This window comes from Microbacterium sp. NPDC057944 (genome assembly GCF_042887445.1).
GTDB classification, from domain to species: Bacteria; Actinomycetota; Actinomycetes; order Actinomycetales; family Microbacteriaceae; genus Microbacterium; species Microbacterium natoriense.
In genome coordinates, this window is the sequence record NZ_JBHVPJ010000001.1 from 1600753 (window position 1) to 1618980 (window position 18228).

At 69.9% G+C, this 18228-nt stretch carries 16 protein-coding genes and 1 tRNA gene; 15 read left to right on the forward strand and 2 right to left on the reverse strand.

Features of this window, described 5'->3' with window-relative positions; all coding sequences use genetic code 11:
• Positions 1–26: 26 nt before the first annotated feature.
• From ACFVRO_RS07190 to ACFVRO_RS07220, 7 genes are all read left to right on the forward strand, one after another.
• Complete coding sequence (locus ACFVRO_RS07190; protein ID WP_386950827.1) at positions 27–1181, forward strand: ABC transporter ATP-binding protein; 1155 nt, start codon at positions 27–29, stop codon at positions 1179–1181.
• 29 nt (positions 1182–1210) lie between these two features.
• Positions 1211–2476 (forward strand): amidohydrolase family protein, encoded by a 1266-nt coding sequence (locus ACFVRO_RS07195; RefSeq protein ID WP_105672900.1) that lies wholly within the window; start codon positions 1211–1213, stop codon positions 2474–2476.
• Position 2477: 1 nt separating this feature from the next.
• Complete coding sequence (locus tag ACFVRO_RS07200; protein ID WP_105672899.1) at positions 2478–2795, forward strand: hypothetical protein; 318 nt, start codon at positions 2478–2480, stop codon at positions 2793–2795.
• Complete coding sequence (locus ACFVRO_RS07205; protein ID WP_105672898.1) at positions 2792–3181, forward strand: Rieske 2Fe-2S domain-containing protein; 390 nt, start codon at positions 2792–2794, stop codon at positions 3179–3181. Before ACFVRO_RS07200 ends, ACFVRO_RS07205 begins: the two co-directional genes overlap by 4 nt.
• A 495-nt stretch (positions 3182–3676) precedes the next feature.
• Positions 3677–4180: an amino-acid N-acetyltransferase gene (locus ACFVRO_RS07210; protein WP_386950830.1), complete on the forward strand. Its 504-nt coding sequence runs from the start codon at positions 3677–3679 to the stop codon at positions 4178–4180.
• A gap of 9 nt (positions 4181–4189) precedes the next feature.
• Positions 4190–4834 carry a hypothetical protein gene (locus ACFVRO_RS07215; protein ID WP_386950833.1) on the forward strand — a complete coding sequence of 215 codons (645 nt, stop codon included), beginning with the start codon at positions 4190–4192 and terminating at the stop codon, positions 4832–4834.
• 539 nt (positions 4835–5373) lie between these two features.
• Complete coding sequence (locus tag ACFVRO_RS07220) at positions 5374–5784, forward strand: dehydrogenase (protein ID WP_105672895.1); 411 nt, start codon at positions 5374–5376, stop codon at positions 5782–5784.
• Between the two features lie 216 nt (positions 5785–6000).
• Here ACFVRO_RS07220 and radA read toward each other — a convergent pair whose 3' ends face one another.
• A complete protein-coding gene (radA, locus tag ACFVRO_RS07225) occupies positions 6001–7368 on the reverse strand; it encodes a DNA repair protein RadA (protein WP_386950835.1) in 1368 nt (455 codons plus the stop codon).
• A 396-nt stretch (positions 7369–7764) separates the two neighbouring features.
• Here radA and ACFVRO_RS07230 point away from each other — a divergent pair, with 396 nt between their 5' ends.
• The 5 genes from ACFVRO_RS07230 to cydC are packed head-to-tail and all read left to right on the forward strand — an operon-like array spanning position 7765 to position 14247.
• Entirely contained in the window at positions 7765–8415 is a 651-nt protein-coding gene (locus ACFVRO_RS07230) for a metalloregulator ArsR/SmtB family transcription factor (protein WP_105672893.1), read from the forward strand.
• Positions 8402–9817 (forward strand): cytochrome ubiquinol oxidase subunit I, encoded by a 1416-nt coding sequence (locus ACFVRO_RS07235; RefSeq protein ID WP_386950837.1) that lies wholly within the window; start codon positions 8402–8404, stop codon positions 9815–9817. The genes ACFVRO_RS07230 and ACFVRO_RS07235 overlap by 14 nt, the downstream gene beginning before the upstream one ends.
• 16 nt (positions 9818–9833) lie before the next feature.
• Entirely contained in the window at positions 9834–10856 is a 1023-nt protein-coding gene (cydB, locus tag ACFVRO_RS07240) for a cytochrome d ubiquinol oxidase subunit II (protein ID WP_386950839.1), read from the forward strand.
• On the forward strand, positions 10853–12595 hold the full coding sequence (gene cydD / locus ACFVRO_RS07245) for a thiol reductant ABC exporter subunit CydD (protein ID WP_386950842.1): 1743 nt from the start codon (positions 10853–10855) through the stop codon (positions 12593–12595). The genes cydB and cydD overlap by 4 nt, the downstream gene beginning before the upstream one ends.
• Positions 12592–14247, forward strand: a complete 1656-nt coding sequence (gene cydC / locus ACFVRO_RS07250; RefSeq protein WP_386950845.1) for a thiol reductant ABC exporter subunit CydC — start codon at positions 12592–12594, stop codon at positions 14245–14247. The genes cydD and cydC overlap by 4 nt, the downstream gene beginning before the upstream one ends.
• Before the next feature lie 392 nt (positions 14248–14639).
• Here cydC and ACFVRO_RS07255 read toward each other — a convergent pair whose 3' ends face one another.
• The gene (locus ACFVRO_RS07255) at positions 14640–15416 is read right to left on the reverse strand and encodes a hypothetical protein (protein ID WP_386950848.1); all 777 of its coding nucleotides are present in this window, start codon (positions 15414–15416) and stop codon (positions 14640–14642) included.
• Positions 15417–15495: 79 nt separating this feature from the next.
• Between ACFVRO_RS07255 and ACFVRO_RS07260 the strand changes: the two genes are divergently transcribed.
• The 3 genes from ACFVRO_RS07260 (at position 15496) to ACFVRO_RS07270 (ending at position 18209) form a co-directional block, all read left to right on the forward strand.
• Complete coding sequence (locus ACFVRO_RS07260; protein WP_386950850.1) at positions 15496–16542, forward strand: hypothetical protein; 1047 nt, start codon at positions 15496–15498, stop codon at positions 16540–16542.
• A 176-nt stretch (positions 16543–16718) separates the two neighbouring features.
• A tRNA-Ser gene (locus ACFVRO_RS07265) sits at positions 16719–16809 on the forward strand.
• 263 nt (positions 16810–17072) lie between these two features.
• Positions 17073–18209, forward strand: a complete 1137-nt coding sequence (locus ACFVRO_RS07270; RefSeq protein ID WP_386950853.1) for an epoxide hydrolase family protein — start codon at positions 17073–17075, stop codon at positions 18207–18209.
• Positions 18210–18228: the final 19 nt, after the last annotated feature.

The window sequence follows — 18228 nt, forward strand, 5'->3', positions numbered from 1 at the left end:
ATCTCCTGCGAGAAGGCGAGACACCCATGACCGAGGTCCTGGTTTCCGGACTCACCAAGCGGTACGGCGGCAAGTCGGCACTGCACGGACTCGATCTCACGATCGGCTCCGGCGAATTCGTCACCCTGCTCGGCCCCTCGGGCTGCGGCAAGACGACGACGCTGCGCTGCCTGGCCGGGTTGGAGCGTCCGACCACGGGCCGCATCACCATGGGCGATCGCATCGTGGTCGACACCGACCGGAAGACGTTCGTCCCCGCGGACAAGCGTCAGGTCGGAATGGTGTTCCAGAGCTACGCGCTCTGGCCGCACATGAGCGTGGCGGAGAACGTCGCCTACCCGCTCAGGGTGGCCAGGCTCGGAGCGCAGGACCGCCAGAAGCGGATGCGCGAGATGCTCGCCGCCGTCGGCCTCGCGGAGTTCGAGAAGCGTCCGGTCACCGCCCTGTCGGGCGGTCAGCAGCAGCGCGTCGCACTGGCGCGTGCTCTGGCCGCCCGGCCGGGCATCATCTTCTACGACGAGCCCCTGTCGAACCTCGACTCCAAGCTCCGTTACCAGATGGGGCAGCAGGTGCGGGCGCTGCACAACCAGTTCGAGACCACCTCCGTCTACGTCACGCACGATCAGGAGGAGGCGATCACGCTCTCCGACCGCATCATCGTGATGAGCGAGGGCGTGATCGTGCAGGACGGCGCCCCGGCGGAGCTCTACGACCGCCCGCAGTCGGCCTACGTCGCCGACTTCATGGGCTTCCAGAACATCCTCCCCGGATCCGTCGTCGCCGTGAGCGGCGGCGTCGCCGATGTCCGCGTCGACGGCACCTCCCTCGTCGTCGCCGGCACCGCGACCTCCTCCGTCGCGGTCGGCGACCGCGCCGACATCGCCTTCCGTGCCGCCCACGTCAGGACGACGGATGACACGGCATCCGGTGCGGGGCGCTTCACCGGAACCGTGGAGCGCACCACCTACCTCGGCAGCGCGGTGAACCTCCTCGTCCGGGTCGACGGCCTGCCCCTGCGCGTCCGCGTCGAGACCTCGGACCTGAGCCCGGATGCCGTGCCGCAGGCCGGCGACGAGCTGCGGTTCGCGGTCAACCCCGCCCGCGCCGTCGTCATCAGCCGCCAGGCGTCGGAGGACGACTACCTGACCATCGAGACGAACGCGATCGTCTCCCCGCGCTGAGGCGCCCCCGACCTTCAGAGAGGAAGAACATGAGTGATCTGCCCACCCCCCGATCCGACGCGCCGCGCATCCGCGAGCTCGCCGAGATCGGCGGACGCTCCGACAGCCGCGACGTGCTCTCGCACGCCACCAAGCAGGCGAAGGAGGACTACGACGACTACTTCATCGTCGACATCGACGCGCACGTCTCGGAGGACCACTTCTGGGGCGAGGTGCTCGACCTCATCGACAACGACGTGTGGCGCGATCTGGGCCTCAGCCAGTTCCACGGCTTCGGCGGCAACAACGCGCTGCTGAACATCCAGCCCGGCATGTCGCACCAGAGCGTCGGCGGCCGCATCGGCCACCAGGGGCGCAAGGAGCCGGTGGACCCCGGCGAGGGGCATCCGTTCGTCACAGCGGCCCGCCGCGGCATGGACGCCATGGGTCTCGACTTCCAGGTCGTGTTCCCCAGCGCGATGCTCATGCTCGGCATGCACCCGCAGGACGAGGTCGAGGTGGTGCTCGGCCGCGCGTTCAACCGCTGGCTGACCGAGGTCATCCTGCCGCCGAACCCGCGCCTGAAGGGCATGCTCTACCTGCCGTACAACACGCCGGAGGTCTGCGAGGAGCTCGTCGAGAAGTACGCCGACGACCCGGGCATCATCGGCTATACGGTGTGCTCGACCCGCAACAACCCGGTGCACTCCGACGTGTACACGCGCCTCTACAAGCTCATCGAGGACAGCGGGAAGCCGCTCGCGTTCCATTCCGGCTACCACTGGGGCGACCCGTCGTTCTCGCAGCTGAACCGGTTCCTGTCGATGCACGCGCTGTCGTTCACGCACTACAACCAGATCCACGTCACCAACTGGATCATCAACGCGATGCCCGAGCGCTTCCCGAAGCTCAAGATGGTGTGGGTCGAGAGCGGTCTCGCGTGGATCCCCTTCCTCATGCAGCGCCTGGACCACGAGGTGCTCATGCGGCCGAGCGAGGCGCCGGGACTGAAGCGGCTGCCGAGCGAGTACATGAAGGAGATGTGGTACACCACGCAGCCCATGGAGCGCACCAACATGGAGCTGCTCGAGGCCACCATGAAGTCGTTCAACGCCGAGACGCAGCTGCTGTACTCCTCGGACTGGCCGCACTGGGACTGGGACGCCCCGTCGACCATCACGCGGCTGCCGTTCCTCTCGGAGCAGGCCAAGCGCAACATCCTCGGGCTGAACGCGGCGCGCGTGTTCAACCTCCCCACCGACCGACAGAAGCCATCCGCCGAGCAGGTGCTCGCGGAGCGACCAGGGATCTCGTGACATGACCACTGACACCACCACCGCCGTCTCCTCCGTCGCCGCCGAGCTCGACGGGCTCGTCGCCCGGCTCGGGGAGCTCACCGCTCGGATCGCGCAGGAGGAGCGCGGCGCCGAGGTCTCCGACGAGCACATCGCCGACGTCCTCTACGCCGCCGCCCGCCTGTTCTCCGCCAAGACCGACCGCGTGGGCAAGATCTCCTGGCCCATCCGCGAGGACGCGCTGAACGCCACCGAGACCGTCGTGCTCGTCACGGCCCTGCTCGACGCCGCCGATGTGAACCTCTTCGACATGGCGATCTGGTACCGGAGGGCCGAATGAGCGCCCGAGTGGTCCGCAGAGACGTCAGGGTCGCCAGCCTCGGCGACCTCAAGGAGCGCGAGCGCATCGTCGTCGACGTGGAGGGCACCGAGCTCGGCGTCTACTTCCATGCCGATCAGGTGCGCGCCTGGTACAACGTCTGTCCTCATCAGGGCGGCCCGGTGTGCCAGGGCAAGATCATGCCGCGCACCGTGCAGTTGGTCAGGGGAGAGGACGGCCTCAAGAGCGGCGGCCCCGGGTTCCACCCGACCGACCGCAACATCGTGTGCCCCTGGCACGGCTTCGAGTTCGACATCCTCACCGGCAAGCACCCCGCCGATCAGAGGGTGGGGTTGCGCCCGGTCCCCGTACGGGTCGACGGCGACGACGTGATCGTCACCGTCTAGCAGGATCCCGAGAGGGGCGGATGCCGCGGCATCCGCCCCTCCTTCGTGCCCGGGTGTCGGTGCGGACACGGTGTCGGTGCGGGCACGGTTTCGGTGTGGTGCTGGGCACGGTTTCGGAGTGGTGCCGGGCACAGTTTCGGTGTGGTGCCGGGCACCGTTTCCTTCGTGGTGCCGGGCACAGTTTCGGAGTGGGGGCCGGGCACGGTTTCGGAGCGGGGCTGCGGCGCGCCGGGCCTCGGAGCCGCCTGGTCGGCGTGTCGAGTCCCGGGTCCGAAGTTGTGCTCGGGTGCGGGGACGTCGGGTCCGAAGTTGTGCCCGGTGAGGGATGCTGGGTCCGAAGTTCGTGCTCGAGTGGGGGACGTCGGGTCCGAAGTTGTGCTCGGGTGGGGGATGCTGGGTCCGAAGTTGTGCCCGGTGAGGGGATGCCGGGGTCCGAAGCTGCGCTCGCGACCGCGGTTCAGCGTCCGTGCGGGCGCGTGGTTCTAGGCTTGTGGTGTGAGCGAGTACATCGTCCGGCCGGCGCGCAGCGCCGATGTGATCGGCATCCGCAATCTGCTGCAGCCGATGGTCGAGCAGCGGATCCTCCTGGGCAAGGACCTGGCGGTGCTCTACGGCGCCGTGCAGGAGTTCGTCGTCGCCGAGTCCGACGGCGTGCTGATCGGATGCGGTGCGCTGCACGTGTTCTGGGAGGACCTCGGCGAGGTCCGCACCCTGATGGTGGACGACGAGTGGCTGCACCACGGCGTCGGCCGTGCGATCGTCGATCGCCTCGAAGACAACGCCAGGACGCTCGGACTCTCGCGGCTGTTCTGCCTGACCTTCGAGGTGGAGTTCTTCGGGCGCCGCGGGTTCACCCCGATCGGCGAGCAGGTCGTCGACCCCGATGTGTACTCGCAGCTCCTCCGCAGCGGCGACGCCGGCGTCGAGGAGTTCCTGGATCTCGCCCACGTCAAGCCGAACACGCTCGGCAACACCAGGATGCTCAAGAGCCTCGGTTAGCCTGGAGGAATGCCCCGTCAGTCCGCAGCCGTCTACCGTCGTCGGCGGCTCGTCCTGCTCCTCGGGGTGATCCTGCTCATCGCCGTGATCGGCGTCGCCGCGTGGCTGCTGATCGCCCGGCCGTGGGCGGGCGCCGCCGAGAAGCCCGCACCGACGGCATCGTCGTCGGCGACTGCGACCGCGACCCCGACGGACGCCGCCGAGACCCCGAGTGGCGAACCCACGGCCTCCGAGACTCCGGGCGTCGTCGCATGCGAGGCGAAGGACATCGTCGTCGAGGCGGTGACGGATGCCGAGAGCTATCAGCCCGGCGTGCTGCCGCAGCTCTCGATCCGCCTCACCAACAACGGCGCGGCCGATTGCACGATGGACGTCGGCTCGACGACCCAGGTCTTCACGGTCTCCAGCGGCGACGACGTGTGGTGGCGGTCGACGGACTGCCAGGAGAATCCGAGCAGCATGATCGCGACGCTCGCCGCAGGCGCGACCGTCGAGAGCAAGACGCCCGTCGCGTGGGATCGCACCCGGTCGAGCGTGGAGACATGCGGATCGGAGAACCGTCCGCGCGCCCCCGGCGGAGGGGCCTCGTACCACGTCGACGTGCAGATCGGCGGCTTCCCGGCCGCGGGATCGAAGCAGATCCTGCTCTATTGAGCGCGAATACAGCAGTGAACTCAGAATTCGTGCAGACAGCACGGATTCTTTGGGATACCATTGACTTGACTCTCGGGAACATGCGGCATCACATGCCATCCCCAGTGGCGTCGACTTACAGCGTCCCCAGCGCTTCGACACTTGCCGCTCGAGAGTTCGAGGGCCCTCTCGAGTACCCCAGTCCCCAATGTGGGACTCGAGAGGGCCCCAATCGTATCCGCGGGGCTTCGCCCGCCGCGTGACGCAGGACCGTGAATATTCGCGCGGTGCCCGATGAGGCGCCGTGCTCGCCTCGGAGGCGGAGCGCCGCGGCATCCCGTGCGCCTCGCCGTGCCGTGCGCCTCCATGCGCCGTGCGTCTCGCTGTGCCGTGCACCTCCAGAACTCCGGAGATCCGCCGGGATCGTCGCCCGTAGCAGCGGATCCGGCCGTGCGCTCGCTCGGCTCTCCGGAGTTCTGGAGGTCGGCGTGCCGCGCCCGCCCGCCGGGGTGTGTTCAGGTCGAGCGCGTCTCGTCGGTGGAGCCGAATAGGCTGGAGTCATGGCAGCGAAGAAGGCGAAGCCCGCCAAGAAGAAGCCGGCGCCGGAGGACTTCCGGTCGGATGCTCTGGCGCAGGCCCTGGAGAAGCAGGACGTCGCGGCCGTCGCGCTGGCCCTTCGGCACGGCACCACGGTCGTGCCCCTCATCACGCCGGGTGCGCGGGACAACCCCCTCGACAGCGGCGAGGTGTGGACCTACCGCGACCCGAAGAGCGGCGACCTCGCGCTGCTGCTGTTCAGCGACGCCAAGAACAAGCCCGCGAACCTGCCCCCGGGCGTGGGGATCTACTCCGCCGACTGGCTGCGGAAGTTCCTCGTCACGCACCCGATCACGACGGTGTTCCTCGACATCGCCGGCCCGCATCCGATGCAGGCCTCGCCGGAGGAGCTGCTGAAGGCCCTCGACGCCTGAGCCACGAGACCGAGGGACGTGTCGCCTCGTCACTGTGCTCCTCGCACGACGACAGGGGCGCGGTGCGGGAGCGAGACCGAGGGACGTTTCGTCTCGTCGCTGCGCTCCTCGCTCAACGACCGAGGGTGTGGTTTCGAGGTCTGAGGGGTTCTGGTCGTTGAGCGGGCGGAGCGAGACGACATCCGCGCTCCGCGGGCGCCGACCGGCGGGCGCGGCTCAGAACGGCGGGATGTCGCGCTCGTCGCGTCGAGCGGCACTGCGCGCACGGATGTCGCCGAGCGCCGCGCGGAGCGTCTTCGAGCGATCGTCGATCACCTGCTCGTAGCCCAGTCGCGCGGCCTCCGACCGACGCTGCGCGGCCTGCGTCACCGGGCGCACCTCGCCGGCCAGGCTGAGTTCTCCCACCGCGGCCACCGTGCGCGGCACCGAGCTGTGCTGGATCGACCCCGCCACCGCGATCGCGATCGCGAGGTCTGCTGCCGGCTCGGTGAACCGCACCCCGCCGACCGTCGACACGTACACGTCGAGAGAGCTCGTCGGGATGCCGGCGCGCCTTTCGAGGATCGCCAGCACCATCGCCACGCGGGAGGCGTCGAGTCCGTGCACCACCCGGCGCGGGTTGGGCGCCGAGGAGCTGACGGTGAGCGCCTGCACCTCCACCGGCATCGCGCGCCGACCTTCGAGCGCGATCGCCACGCACGTGCCCGGCTCGGTCGCCCCCTGCGACAGGAACAGACCTGAGGGATCTGGCACCTCGGAGATCCCGTCTCCGGTCATCTCGAAGCAGCCCACCTCGTCGGTCGGACCGAAACGGTTCTTGAGCGCGCGGAGGAACCGCAGCGAGGTCTGCCGGTCGCCCTCGAAATGGCAGACGACGTCGACCAGATGCTCGAGCACGCGGGGACCGGCGACCTGTCCGTCTTTCGTGACGTGGCCCACGATGATGATGGGCAGGCTGCGCTCCTTGGCGACTCTGATGAGCGTCGCCGCGACCTCGCGCACCTGACTCGGCTGACCGGCCGCGCCGTCGCTCAGCGACGACGACACCGTCTGCACCGAGTCGACTATCACGAGCTGCGGGCGCACCTCGTCGATGTGCCCGAGTATCGTCGCGAGGTCGGTCTCGCTCGCCAGGTACAGCTCGTCGTGCAGGGCGCCGGTGCGCTCCGCGCGCAGCCGCACCTGCGCCGGCGACTCCTCGGCGCTCGCGTAGAGCACGCGGCGGTCTGCCCGTGCGGCCTGAGCCGCGACCTCGAGCAGGAGCGTGGACTTGCCGACGCCTGGCTCGCCGCTGAGCAGGATCGCTGCACCGGGCACGATGCCGCCGCCCAGCACACGGTCGAACTCGCCGACTCCGCTCGTGCGGCGAGGCGCATCCGTCGTCGTGATCTGGGTGATCGGGCGGGCCGCGCGATCGGCAGAAGGGGCCAGGGCCGTCACCCGATTGAGGATGCCGGTCTGGGCGCCCTGCTCCTGCACGGTGCCCCACTGCTGGCACTCGCCGCAGCGCCCGACCCACTTGGCGGTGGTCCACCCGCACTCCGTGCAGACGTACGCGGGAGGAGCGGTTTTTCGGGCGGCCATGGGTCAAGGCTAGCCGCGGCATCCGACACCGGGGCCACGGCGGATGCCGCGGGCGTCCGCGCGATCGCCCCGGCATGACGAGGTCGGACCGGATGCGCGGAGGAGCGACCGCCTCCGCACGACGAGGCGGGGCTGCTCCCGTCCCGGAACGACTGCCTCAATGCGTGGCGACGCGGGCCCGACACGTGCCGGGGCGACCGCCTCCGCGCGATCGGCTCCGGACGACGAGCCGGGGCCGGACGCACGCCGAGCGACCGTCTCCCGCGCCCTCTCGACGGGTCGTGCGCGTGCTCATACGGCCCCGCTATCGGCGGCATCCGACATCCCTATCGCGATCGGGCATTATTCACGGCCCTATTCTCACGGCGCCCCCGAGCGGCGGAACATAATGGAGACATGGCCAGCGCCGGGCCCGTCTGCGGGCCGATCTCCAGCTTCTCCCGGGTGCAGATCCTGCATCTGGTGCAGAGTCGAGCCGACCGCTCGATCGGCGAGCTGTGCGAGGCCACCGGGCTCCACGCCAACACCGTGCGCGAGCACCTGCAGCGTCTGATCGACGGCGGCTACGTGATCGCCGAGGTCGAGCGCCGCTCCACCCGCGGCCGTCCTCGCACCCTCTACAGCGCCGCGACGGGAGCCCCCGGGGCCTCCAGCGCCGTCGCCCGCGACAAGGCGAAGGCCGCGGCAGCGCGAGGAGACCTCATGCGCAGGATGCTGCCGGCCGCGGCATCCGATCTCGGACGCGAGGCCGACTACCAGCTCGACGCGCTGATCGAGCACCTGGAGGAGAGCGGATTCGAGCCCGTCGTCGACGACGAGCGCCTGACCGTCGATCTCTCGCCCTGCCCCCACGCGGCGGCGCGGCCGGAGGATCGTCCCGTGCTGTGCCAGGTCCATCTGAGCCTGATGCAGGGAGTGCTCGCCGAGGTCGGCGGGCCGCTCACCGCGGAGTGCGTGCGCGGCGAGCAGTCGGAGTGCACGGTGCAGCTGGGCGACGCGCGAGTGCCGTCGATCGAAGTGCGAGGAGCGACACATGGAATGGCTTGATCCGCTGGCGCTGAGCCGATGGCAGTTCGGCCTCACCACCGTCTACCACTACCTGTTCGTGCCGCTGACGATCGGCATGGCGCTGGTCGCGGCGATCTTCCAGACCGCGTGGGTGCGCACCGGTAAGGTCCAGTACCTGCACCTGACCCGCTTCTTCGGCAAGATCTTCCTGATCAACTTCGCCATGGGCGTGGTCACCGGCATCGTGCAGGAGTTCCAGTTCGGCATGAACTGGTCGGACTACTCCCGCTTCGTCGGCGACGTGTTCGGCGCCCCGCTCGCCTTCGAGGGGCTGCTCGCCTTCTTCTTCGAGGCGACCTTCATCGGACTGTGGATCTTCGGCTGGGACAAGCTCCCGCAGAAGCTGCACCTGGCCACCATCTGGTGCGTCTCGATCGGCAGCATCCTGTCGGCGTACTTCATCATCGCCGCCAACGCGTTCATGCAGAACCCGGTCGGCTACGTCTTCAACCCCGAGACGAACCGCGCAGAGCTCACCGACTTCTGGGCGCTGCTGACCAACCCGGTCGCGCTCGCCGCCTTCCCGCACACGATCTTCGGCGCCCTGATGTTCGCCGCCGGCGTCGTGATCTCGGTCTCGGCCTGGCACCTCGCACGCGGCCAGCACTTCGACACGATGCGCATCTCGCTCAAGTTCGGTCTGTGGGCGATGATCGTCTCGACCGCCGGCGTGGTGCTCACGGGCGACCAGCTGGGCCTCGCGATGTACGCCGCGCAGCCGATGAAGATGGCGGCGGCCGAGGCCACGTTCAACACGGTCTGCGGCCCTGACGCCTCGTTCAGCCTGTTCACGCTGGGCACCCCCGACGGCAGCTCCGAGCTGTTCTCCATCCGCGTGCCATATCTGCTGTCGCTGCTGTCGACGCACACGTTCGACGCCTGCGTGCACGGCATCAACGACCTCAACGCCGAGTACGCGACGACCTTCGCCGACACCGGGCTGACCGAGTTCGCCCCGATCCTGTGGGTCACGTACTGGGCGTTCCGCTGGATGATCGGCCTCGGCATGGCCGCAGCGCTCGTCGCCGTCGCCGGCCTCTGGCTGACCCGCAAGGGCGCCAAGAAGCCCCCGGCTCCCTGGATGTGGAAGCTCGCGATCTGGTCGTTCCCCCTTGCGCTCGTCGCCAACATCATGGGCTGGGTCTTCACCGAGATGGGCAGGCAACCCTGGATCGTGTTCGGGCTCATGACCACGCAGGACGGCGTCTCGCCGGGCGTCTCGGGCGTCGAGGTGCTCATCTCGCTGATCGCGTTCACGGCGATCTACGCGGCGCTCGCCGTCGTCGAGATCCGACTCATCGTCAAGGCCGCGCAGAAGGGCCCCGACACCACAGAGCAGCCCCACGAGGAGACGGCCCAGCTGTCGTCTGTCGTCTACTGAGAGAAAGGAGAAGACCGTGGAATACCTCTGGTTCTGGATCGTCGCCTTCTTCTTCGTCGGCTACTTCGTGCTCGACGGATTCGACTTCGGCGTGGGCATGTCGCTGCCGTTCCTCGGCAAGGACGACGTCTCCCGCCGTCAGGTGATCAACACCATCGGCCCCGTGTGGGATCTCAACGAGACCTGGGTCATCGTCGCCGGCGCCTGCCTGTTCGCCTCGTTCCCCGAGTGGTACGCGACGCTGTTCAGCGGGTTCTACCTCCCGCTCCTGCTGATCCTGCTCGCGCTCATCCTCCGCGGGGTCTCGTTCGAATACCGGCACCAGCGCGACTCGCTGAAGTGGAAGCGCGGCTTCGACCGGATGATCGTGATCGGCTCCGTCGTCCCCGCGCTCCTGTGGGGCGTGGCCTTCGGCAACATCGTGCAGGGTGTCGCCCTCGACGAGAACCACATCTTCGTCGGCGGCCTGCTGTCGCTGCTGAACCCGTACGCGCTGCTCGTCGGCGTGACCACGCTGCTGCTGTTCTTCCTGCACGGCGTGCTGTTCGTCGCCCTGAAGACCGACGCGCAGGTGCATGAGGACGCGCGTCGTCTGGTCCGCCTCGCGGCGGTGCCCACGATCCTCGCCGCGGCCGGCACGGTCGTCTGGACGGTCGTCATGGCGGCCGGGCGGGAGGCGCCGCTGCTGTGGATGGTGATCGGATGCGGCGCTCTCGCCGCGGTCGCTCTCATCGGAGCGGTCGTCTTCTCGCTGCGCGGACGCGACGGCTGGGCGTTCGCCGCCGCCGCCGTGACCGTGGCCGGTGCCGTCGTGATGCTGTTCGGCGCGCTGTTCCCGTACGTGATGCCGTCGACCATCGACCCGGCGTACAGCCTCACGATCGAGAACGCGTCGAGCACCCCGTACACGCTGCAGATCATGAGCTGGACGGCTCTGGTCGCGATGCCGCTCGTGCTGCTCTACCAGGGCTGGACGTACTGGGTGTTCCGCAAGCGCGTCCGGCGCAGTCACATCGAGGCGGCTCCGGCGCACGCGTGAAGCCCCTCGACCCCCGTCTGCTGCGGTACGCGAGTGCCGCACGGGTGTTCGTCGCGGCATCCGCGCTGATCGGCGTCGCGCAGACGGCGGTCACGGTCGCCTTCGCGTGGATGCTGACGGATGCCGTCACCGGCGCCGTCGCGGGGCGCGACGTGACGGCGTCGATCCTGTGGCTGCTCGGGCTCGCCGGCATCCGCGGACTGCTGATCGCCGCGTCGGACGCCGCGGGCACACGCGCGGCGGCGGCGACGGGTGCGCAGCTGCGGGCCGCGCTGATCTCCGCGGTGGGGCGGCTCGGACCGGGGTGGCTCGCACAGCGCAACCGCGCCTCGCTCGCGGTCACCGCGGGGCACGGGCTCGAGGCACTGGACGCGTACTTCGCACGGTACATCCCGCAGCTCGTGCTGACGGTGATCGCGACCCCGGTGCTCGTCGCCGTCATGTGGTGGCAGGACTGGCCCAGCGGCCTCACCGCGATCATCACGCTCCCGCTGATCCCGCTGTTCCTCGTGCTCATCGGCATGGCGACGCGCACCGTGCAGCGCCGCCAGTGGCAGACCCTCCAGACCCTCGCCGTGCGGTTCGCCGACACCGTGCAGGGGCTGTCGACGCTGCGGCTGTTCGGACGCGACCGGCGTGCGGCCGACCGCATCGAGGCGACGGCCGACGACTACCGCCGCGAGACCATGAAGGTGCTGCGGTTCTCCTTCCTCTCGGGTTTCGCGATGGAGCTCCTCGCGTCGCTGGCCGTGGCCCTGATCGCGGTGTCGATCGGGTTCCGGCTGCTCGCGGGCGACCTGTCGCTCGAGGTCGGACTGTTCGTGCTGCTCCTCGCGCCCGAGGCGTTCCTGCCGATCCGTCAGGTCGGCGTGCAGTTCCACGCCGCGGCCGAGGGCGTCGCCGCCACGGAGGACGTGTTCGAGGTGCTCGACGCGGCCGGTGCTGCGGGGGCCGGTGCTGCGGGAGCGGGTGCTGCGACAGTCGGTGCGTCGGTCGCCGGCGCGTCGGTCATCGGTGTTGCGGTGGGGGAGCGCCAGAACTCCGGAGAATTGCTCACGACGCGGCGTGACCCGGGCTTCTCCTCCGCAGATCGCGACGGATCTCCGGAGTTTCGGACGTCTTCGCCCGCGCCCCTCGTCGTCAAGAACCTGCGCGTGCGCGATCTCGCGCCCGTCTCCTTCACCGCAGAACCAGGAACCATCACGCTCATCGAGGGGCCGAGCGGGGCGGGCAAGTCGAGCCTCCTCGCGGCGCTCCGCGGAGCGGTGCCGTTCGACGGCTCCGCGGCGTTCGGGGGCGCGGACGTCCGTCACCTGAGCCCCGCCGACTGGCTCGCCTGGTCGGGGCAGCGTCCGCAGCTGAGCCGCGGGACCATCGCCGCGAACGTGGCCCTCGGCGATCGGGATCCGGATGCCGACGGCATCCGCTCCGCCCTCGCCGCGGCCTGCGCCGGAGCGCTCGACCTCGACCGGGAGCTCGGCGTGCAGGGCAGCGGGCTCTCCGGAGGGCAGGCGCAGCGGGTGGCCGTGGCCAGGGCGCTGTATCGGCACGCGCGCGGCGCCCACCGGGTGCTCGCGCTCGACGAGCCCTCCAGCGCCCTCGACCCCGACACGGAGGCGCGGCTGTGGACGAGCCTGCGCGAGCGCGCGGATGCCGGGGCGACGATCCTGCTCGTCTCGCACCGTCGATCGGCCCGCGACATCGCCGACCGCGTCGTCGACCTGGGGGTGGACGCATGACCGGTGCCTCTGTGTCCGCGATCCTTCGGCGGGCCCAGCCGCCGTTCCTCCGTTTCCTCCCCGGCCTCGTCTGGGGCGTGCTGTCGGCGGCAGCCGCGGTGAGCCTGCTCGCGGTGAGCGGCTGGCTGATCGTCAGCGCCTCGATCGTGGATTCGCTGGTGCCGCTGTCGATCGCGGTGGTCGGCGTGCGCTTCTTCGCGGTCTCCCGTGCGGTGACGCGCTACCTCGAACGTCTGACCGGGCACGATGCGGCCCTGCGCCAGCTCGCCCGCACCCGTTCGGATCTGGTACGGCGGCTCATCCCGCTGTCGCCCGCTGGCCTCGGAGGCACCGATCACGGCCGGGTGCTCTCCGCGCTGGTCGACGACGTCGAGAACCTGCAGAACCTGCCGCTGCGCGTGGTCCAGCCGTTGGCGATCGCCGGGGTGGTCGCGGTCGGCGCCGTCGGGGTCGTGGCGATCATCTCGCCGCCCGCTGCGCTCGCGCTCGCCGCGTGCCTGCTGATCGCGGCGGGTGCCGCCGTGGGTCTCGGATGGCTGTTCGGCTCACGTGCAGAGGCGTCGCTGTCGTCGCGTCGAGCAGATCTGTCGGCCGCTCTGGTCGACTACTTCGGCGGCCTCGACGTCCTGATCGCCTACGGCGCGGAGGGGCAGGCGCGCGGGCGCATCGCGGATGCCGATCGGGCCCTGCGCCGTGCGGTCGGTCGTGCGTCCCTCGCTCAGGCGGTCGCGGCGGGTGTGGTGTCGGTCGCGGCGGGAGCGGCATCCGCGTGGGCGCTGGCGGTCGCGGCGCCCGGCATCCTCTCCGGCGTGATCGACGGGCCGTGGCTGGCCGTCGTCGTGTTGGTGCCGATGGTGGTGTTCGAGATCTTCGGGGCGGTGCCGATCGCCGCGTCGTCGTGGCGGAGCGTCAGGGCAAGCGCCCAGCGCATCGCCGACGTCCTCTCGGAGGAGGCGCCGCGAGAGCTCCGCGCGGATGACGGAGCGGATGCCGACTTCGACGCGGTGCCGGCGCTGAGGCTCCGCGGTGCTCGCGCGCACTGGCCGGGCGGGGCTGTCGCGCTCGCGGGGGTCGACCTCGATCTCGCCCCGGGGGAGCGGGTGCTCGTCTCGGGACCGAGCGGTGCGGGCAAGAGCTCTCTGGCCGCCGTGCTCGTCGGCTTCCTCCGCGTCGAGGGCGAGTATGCCCTCGACGGCATGGACGTCTCGTCGCTCTCGGGTCCGGCGCTGCGCCGGACCATCGGCCTGTGCGAGCAGAGCCCGCAGCTGTTCGACGAAGACCTCAGGCAGAACCTGCTGTTCGCGAGGGAGACAGCGACGGATGCCGAGCTGCTCGACGTCCTCGACAGGGTCGGTCTCGGAGCGTGGGTGGCCGAGCGCGGAGGGCTCGACGCTCGGGTCGGGGACCGCGGTGCGCTGGTGTCCGGTGGTCAGGCCCAGCGGATCGCACTCGCGCGGGCGCTGCTCCGGGGCTTCCCGGTGCTCGTGCTGGACGAGCCGACCGCTGGTGTCGACCCTGCGGCATCCGATGCGCTGTTGCGAGATCTGCTGCGCGCCGCGGGGGAGCAGTCGGTGCTGCTCATCTCGCACGTCGCCCCGCCGGCGGGCACGGTGGACCGCGTCGTCCGGCTCGAGGGCGGCCGCACGGTCTGAGGTCGCGCGGAGCGTGACGCGTCTCGTGTCGTCGCTGCGCTCCTCGCTCGACGACCGGGTGGGCTCGGCGCACGGTTCGGTGTGCCGTTCGTCGGGCGGCGCACAGATTCGGATGCCGAGGGCGACACGCCGCGGCATCCGTGTCGCGTCCAGCGTGTCGGCTCTCGGGTCCGAAGCTGTGCCCGCGGGGAGTCCGAAGTTGTGTCCGGTGGAGGGTCGAAGTTGTGCCCGGTGGAGTCCGAAGCTGTGTCCGGTGGAGTCCGAGGCTGTGCCCGGTAGAGGGTCGAAGTTGTGCCTGCTGGAGTCCGAGGCTGTGCCCGGTGGAGGGTCAAAGCCGTGCCCGGTGGACGGCCGAAGATGTATCGGGGAGTAGGGACCGAAGCGGCCGCGGGTCAGGGGGCGAGGTCGGCGCGGGGTTCCATGACGACGCCCATCGCCTCGAAGGCGCGGCGACGCTCCTCGATGCGGCGGTGCAGCTCGACCTGCGCCTCCTCCACGACGGAAGCATCCAGGTCGACGGTCGGCGGATGCGGGTCGCCGTTGTTCGCCGCGATGTAGGCGTCGAGCTCTGGGCCCGAGGTCCACGACGTGATCAGGGCGAAGCGCGGGGCGGCGCCGCGGTGCCACACCGCATGCCAGAAGCGCTGGGTGTCGACGATGATCCGGGAGCCCTCGCGGAGCGGCAGGCGGATCTCGGTGGCGGGGTCGAAGCGGTCGGAGCGCAGGATGAGCAGGGAGTCCGCGTCGTCAGAGAGGTTGAAGAAGCCGCGGACCACCCAGCCGGTGCCCTCGTCGTTGAGACGGTTGTTGTCGTCCTGATGGAGGTTGTAGATCGCGTCGGCGTACTCGTTGGGCTGCAGCTCGATCACGCGGCATCGTCCGACGCCGGCGCCGGGCTCGTTGGCGCGGCGGTGCAGCACAGGAGCGAGGGCGACCTGCGAGGCGACCCACACCCCGTCCTTGTCGGGGCGCGGAGGGGTGTGGTTCCAGAACCCGTTGCACTCGACGTCACCGGCGAAGCTCGCGAGCGGGGCGAAGCGCGTGATCCCCGACGAGCGCCACGGCACGTACTCGAGATCGAGCCACTCGGCGGGGTCGGACGACTGGTCGTGGTCGTCGAGCACGACATAGCCGGTCTCGGCCAGTGCCTCAGACGTGATGTACCCCATGCCGCGTCCTCCTCGGTTCTCGCTTAGGCAATCCTAACTCGCGGCATCCGTCGCTCGCAGGCGCCGATAGCCTGGAAAAATGACTCAGCCGCAGGGCGCCCACCTCGTGGGCAGCGTGAACTACGACGATGCCGAGACCACGATGCGCACGGCATCCGCGATCCTCGGGCGGCGGCTGCGCCGTCTGCCCGACGGGGAGGTCGGCACGAGGTTCCACTGGATCATGTTCCAGCCCGACGTGCTCGGCCAGGCCGAGGGCATCGAGCGGGTCGGCGACGAGCCGATCCCGTTCCGTGCAGGGATCGACGCCAGGCCGCTGCGGATCGCTCAGGGAACGGATGCCGCCGGCATCCGCCTGCCCGCCCTCGGCTACGCGTCTGCGGCGATCGACTCCTACGCCGTGTTCTCTCGTCTCCGTGCGGCGGGGGAGATCGCCGAGGGGGTCCGGTTCCAGGTGTCGCTGCCGACCCCGCTCGCGGTGATCTCCTCGTTCTTCTCCGGCGACGACCGCGCGGCGATCGAGCCCGTGTACACGGCGGCGATCCTGCGCGAGGTCGACGAGATCCTCGCGGCGATCCCGCACGACGACCTGGCGATCCAGTGGGACGTCGCGAGCGAGATGGGCATCATCGAGCGCGCGGCCGGCTACGGCAAGGTCATGGAGGCGTGGTGGCCGGGCGACGCCTTCGACGGTCTCGTGTCGCGACTGGCTGCGCTGGTGGATGCCGTGCCCGCCGACGTCGAGGTCGGCGTGCACCTCTGCTACGGCGACGCGGGGGAGAAGCACTTCGTGGAGCCGACGGATGCCGCGAACCTCGTGCGCTACGCGAACGCCGTGACCTCGGCATCCTCTCGGGATCTGACCTGGCTGCACCTGCCCGTGCCGATCGAGCGTGATGACGAGGCGTACTTCGCACCGCTCGCCGACCTGTCGTACGACGGCGAGCTGTACCTCGGGCTCGTGCACCGCGAGGACGGTGTCGACGGAGCCTCCCTGCGCATCGCCGCCGCGCAGCGCTTCGCCCCCGAGTTCGGCGTGGCGACGGAGTGCGGCATCGGCCGCGCCCCCGCAGGAACGACCGAGGACATCCTGCGCACCCACGCGGAGCTCGCCGCCGCCTGGTGAGCCGGGTCGGGCCGGGCCGGGTCGCGTCGTGCCGGGCCGTGTCGACTTCACGTGAAGTCGCCGAGTCCACGGCTCGTTGGCGCGAACGTCCCGTGCACTCGGCGAGAGCACGAGAAGTCGACGGGCGCGGATCGTTCGATTCGCGCCGGGGCGGCGTCTCGCGTAAGCTAGTCCGCGGTGACGTGTCCGAGCGGCCGAAGGTGCAACTCTCGAAAAGTTGTGTAGGGTAACCCCCTACCGTGGGTTCAAATCCCACCGTCACCGCCAATGAAGAAAGACCTCCACGAAGTGGGGGTCTTTCTTCATTTTCCGAACGCTGCGGGATTTGGGAGGAGGGCCGCGAAGCGCCCCGACGGCTCCCACCGTCACCGCCAACGAAGAAAGACCTCCACGATGTGGGGGTCTTTCTTCATTTCCGGATGCTGCGGGATTGGGAGGGCGCCACCCGAGGGCGCCCCCGGTGTCGGTGCATCGAGGTAGCGTCGGGACTGCACCGCCGCCGTCTCGGAAGAGGTCTCCCCATGCCCGGAATGTCACCCCTAGAGGTCAGTGAGAACGATCTCGACGACCTGCGCCGGCGACTTCGCGCGACGCGCTGGCCGGAGCCGTGGCCCGTGCAGGGGTGGGATGCGGGCACTGATCAGGATGAGCTCCGCCGGCTCGTCGACGTATGGCTGAACGGCTTCGACTGGCGTGTTCAGCAACAGCGCATCGACGCGCTGCCGTGGCGACGTGCAGACATCGACGGCACGCCCGTCGCGTACCTTCACTTCGATCCCGAGCCAGGAGGTTCCGGCGTCCCCGTGCTGCTCACGAACGGCTGGCCGAGCACGGCGCTCGAACTCGTCGACGTCGCGCGACGCCTGGCGACGCCGTCTCTCTTCGGGGGAGACTCCGCAGACGCGGCCCCCGTGATCGTGCCGGCGCTTCCCGGTCTGCCGTTCTCTCCGCAGCGTCCCAGGCTCGGCGAGCAGACGCACGAACTCTGGCACGCGCTGATGACGCAGCATCTCGGCTTTCCCCGCTACCTCGCCCACGGCGGCGATCTCGGGGCGGGGATCACCTCTCGACTCGCGCAGGCGTATCCCGACGAGGTGATCGGCATCCATCTGCTGGCGGTGGCTCCTCCGGCGCGCATCGATGAGGAGACGATCACGCCCGAAGAGGAGGCCCATCTCGAACGGGTGCAGGAGTGGCTGAGGGCCGAAGGCGCGTATCAGCATCAGCAGCAGACCCGCCCGCTGACCCTGGCGCCCGCGGTGTCGGACTCTCCGGTCGGACTGCTGTCGTGGATCCTGGAGAAGCACCGCGCGTGGAGCGACTGCGATGGCGATGTCTCCACCCGGTTCAGCGACGACTACCTGCTGACGCTCGCGTCGGTGTACTGGTTCACCAACTCGATCGGAACGTCGTTCCGGGCCTACTACGAGCATGCGTCGGGGTTGACGTCGCGCGTCGAGCGGGTGCGGGTACCGACCGCCGTCGCTCTCTTCCCGCACGACATCGCCTCGCCGCCTCGACGGTGGATCGAGCGCACCTACGACCTCGTGCGATACACGCGGATGCCGCGGGGCGGCCACTTCGCACCGCACGAGGAGCCGGCCCTGCTCGCCGATGACATCGCCGCGTTCGCCCGCTCGCTGTCTCAGCCTCAGATCACGGAGTGACGCTGACACGGGCTCTCGG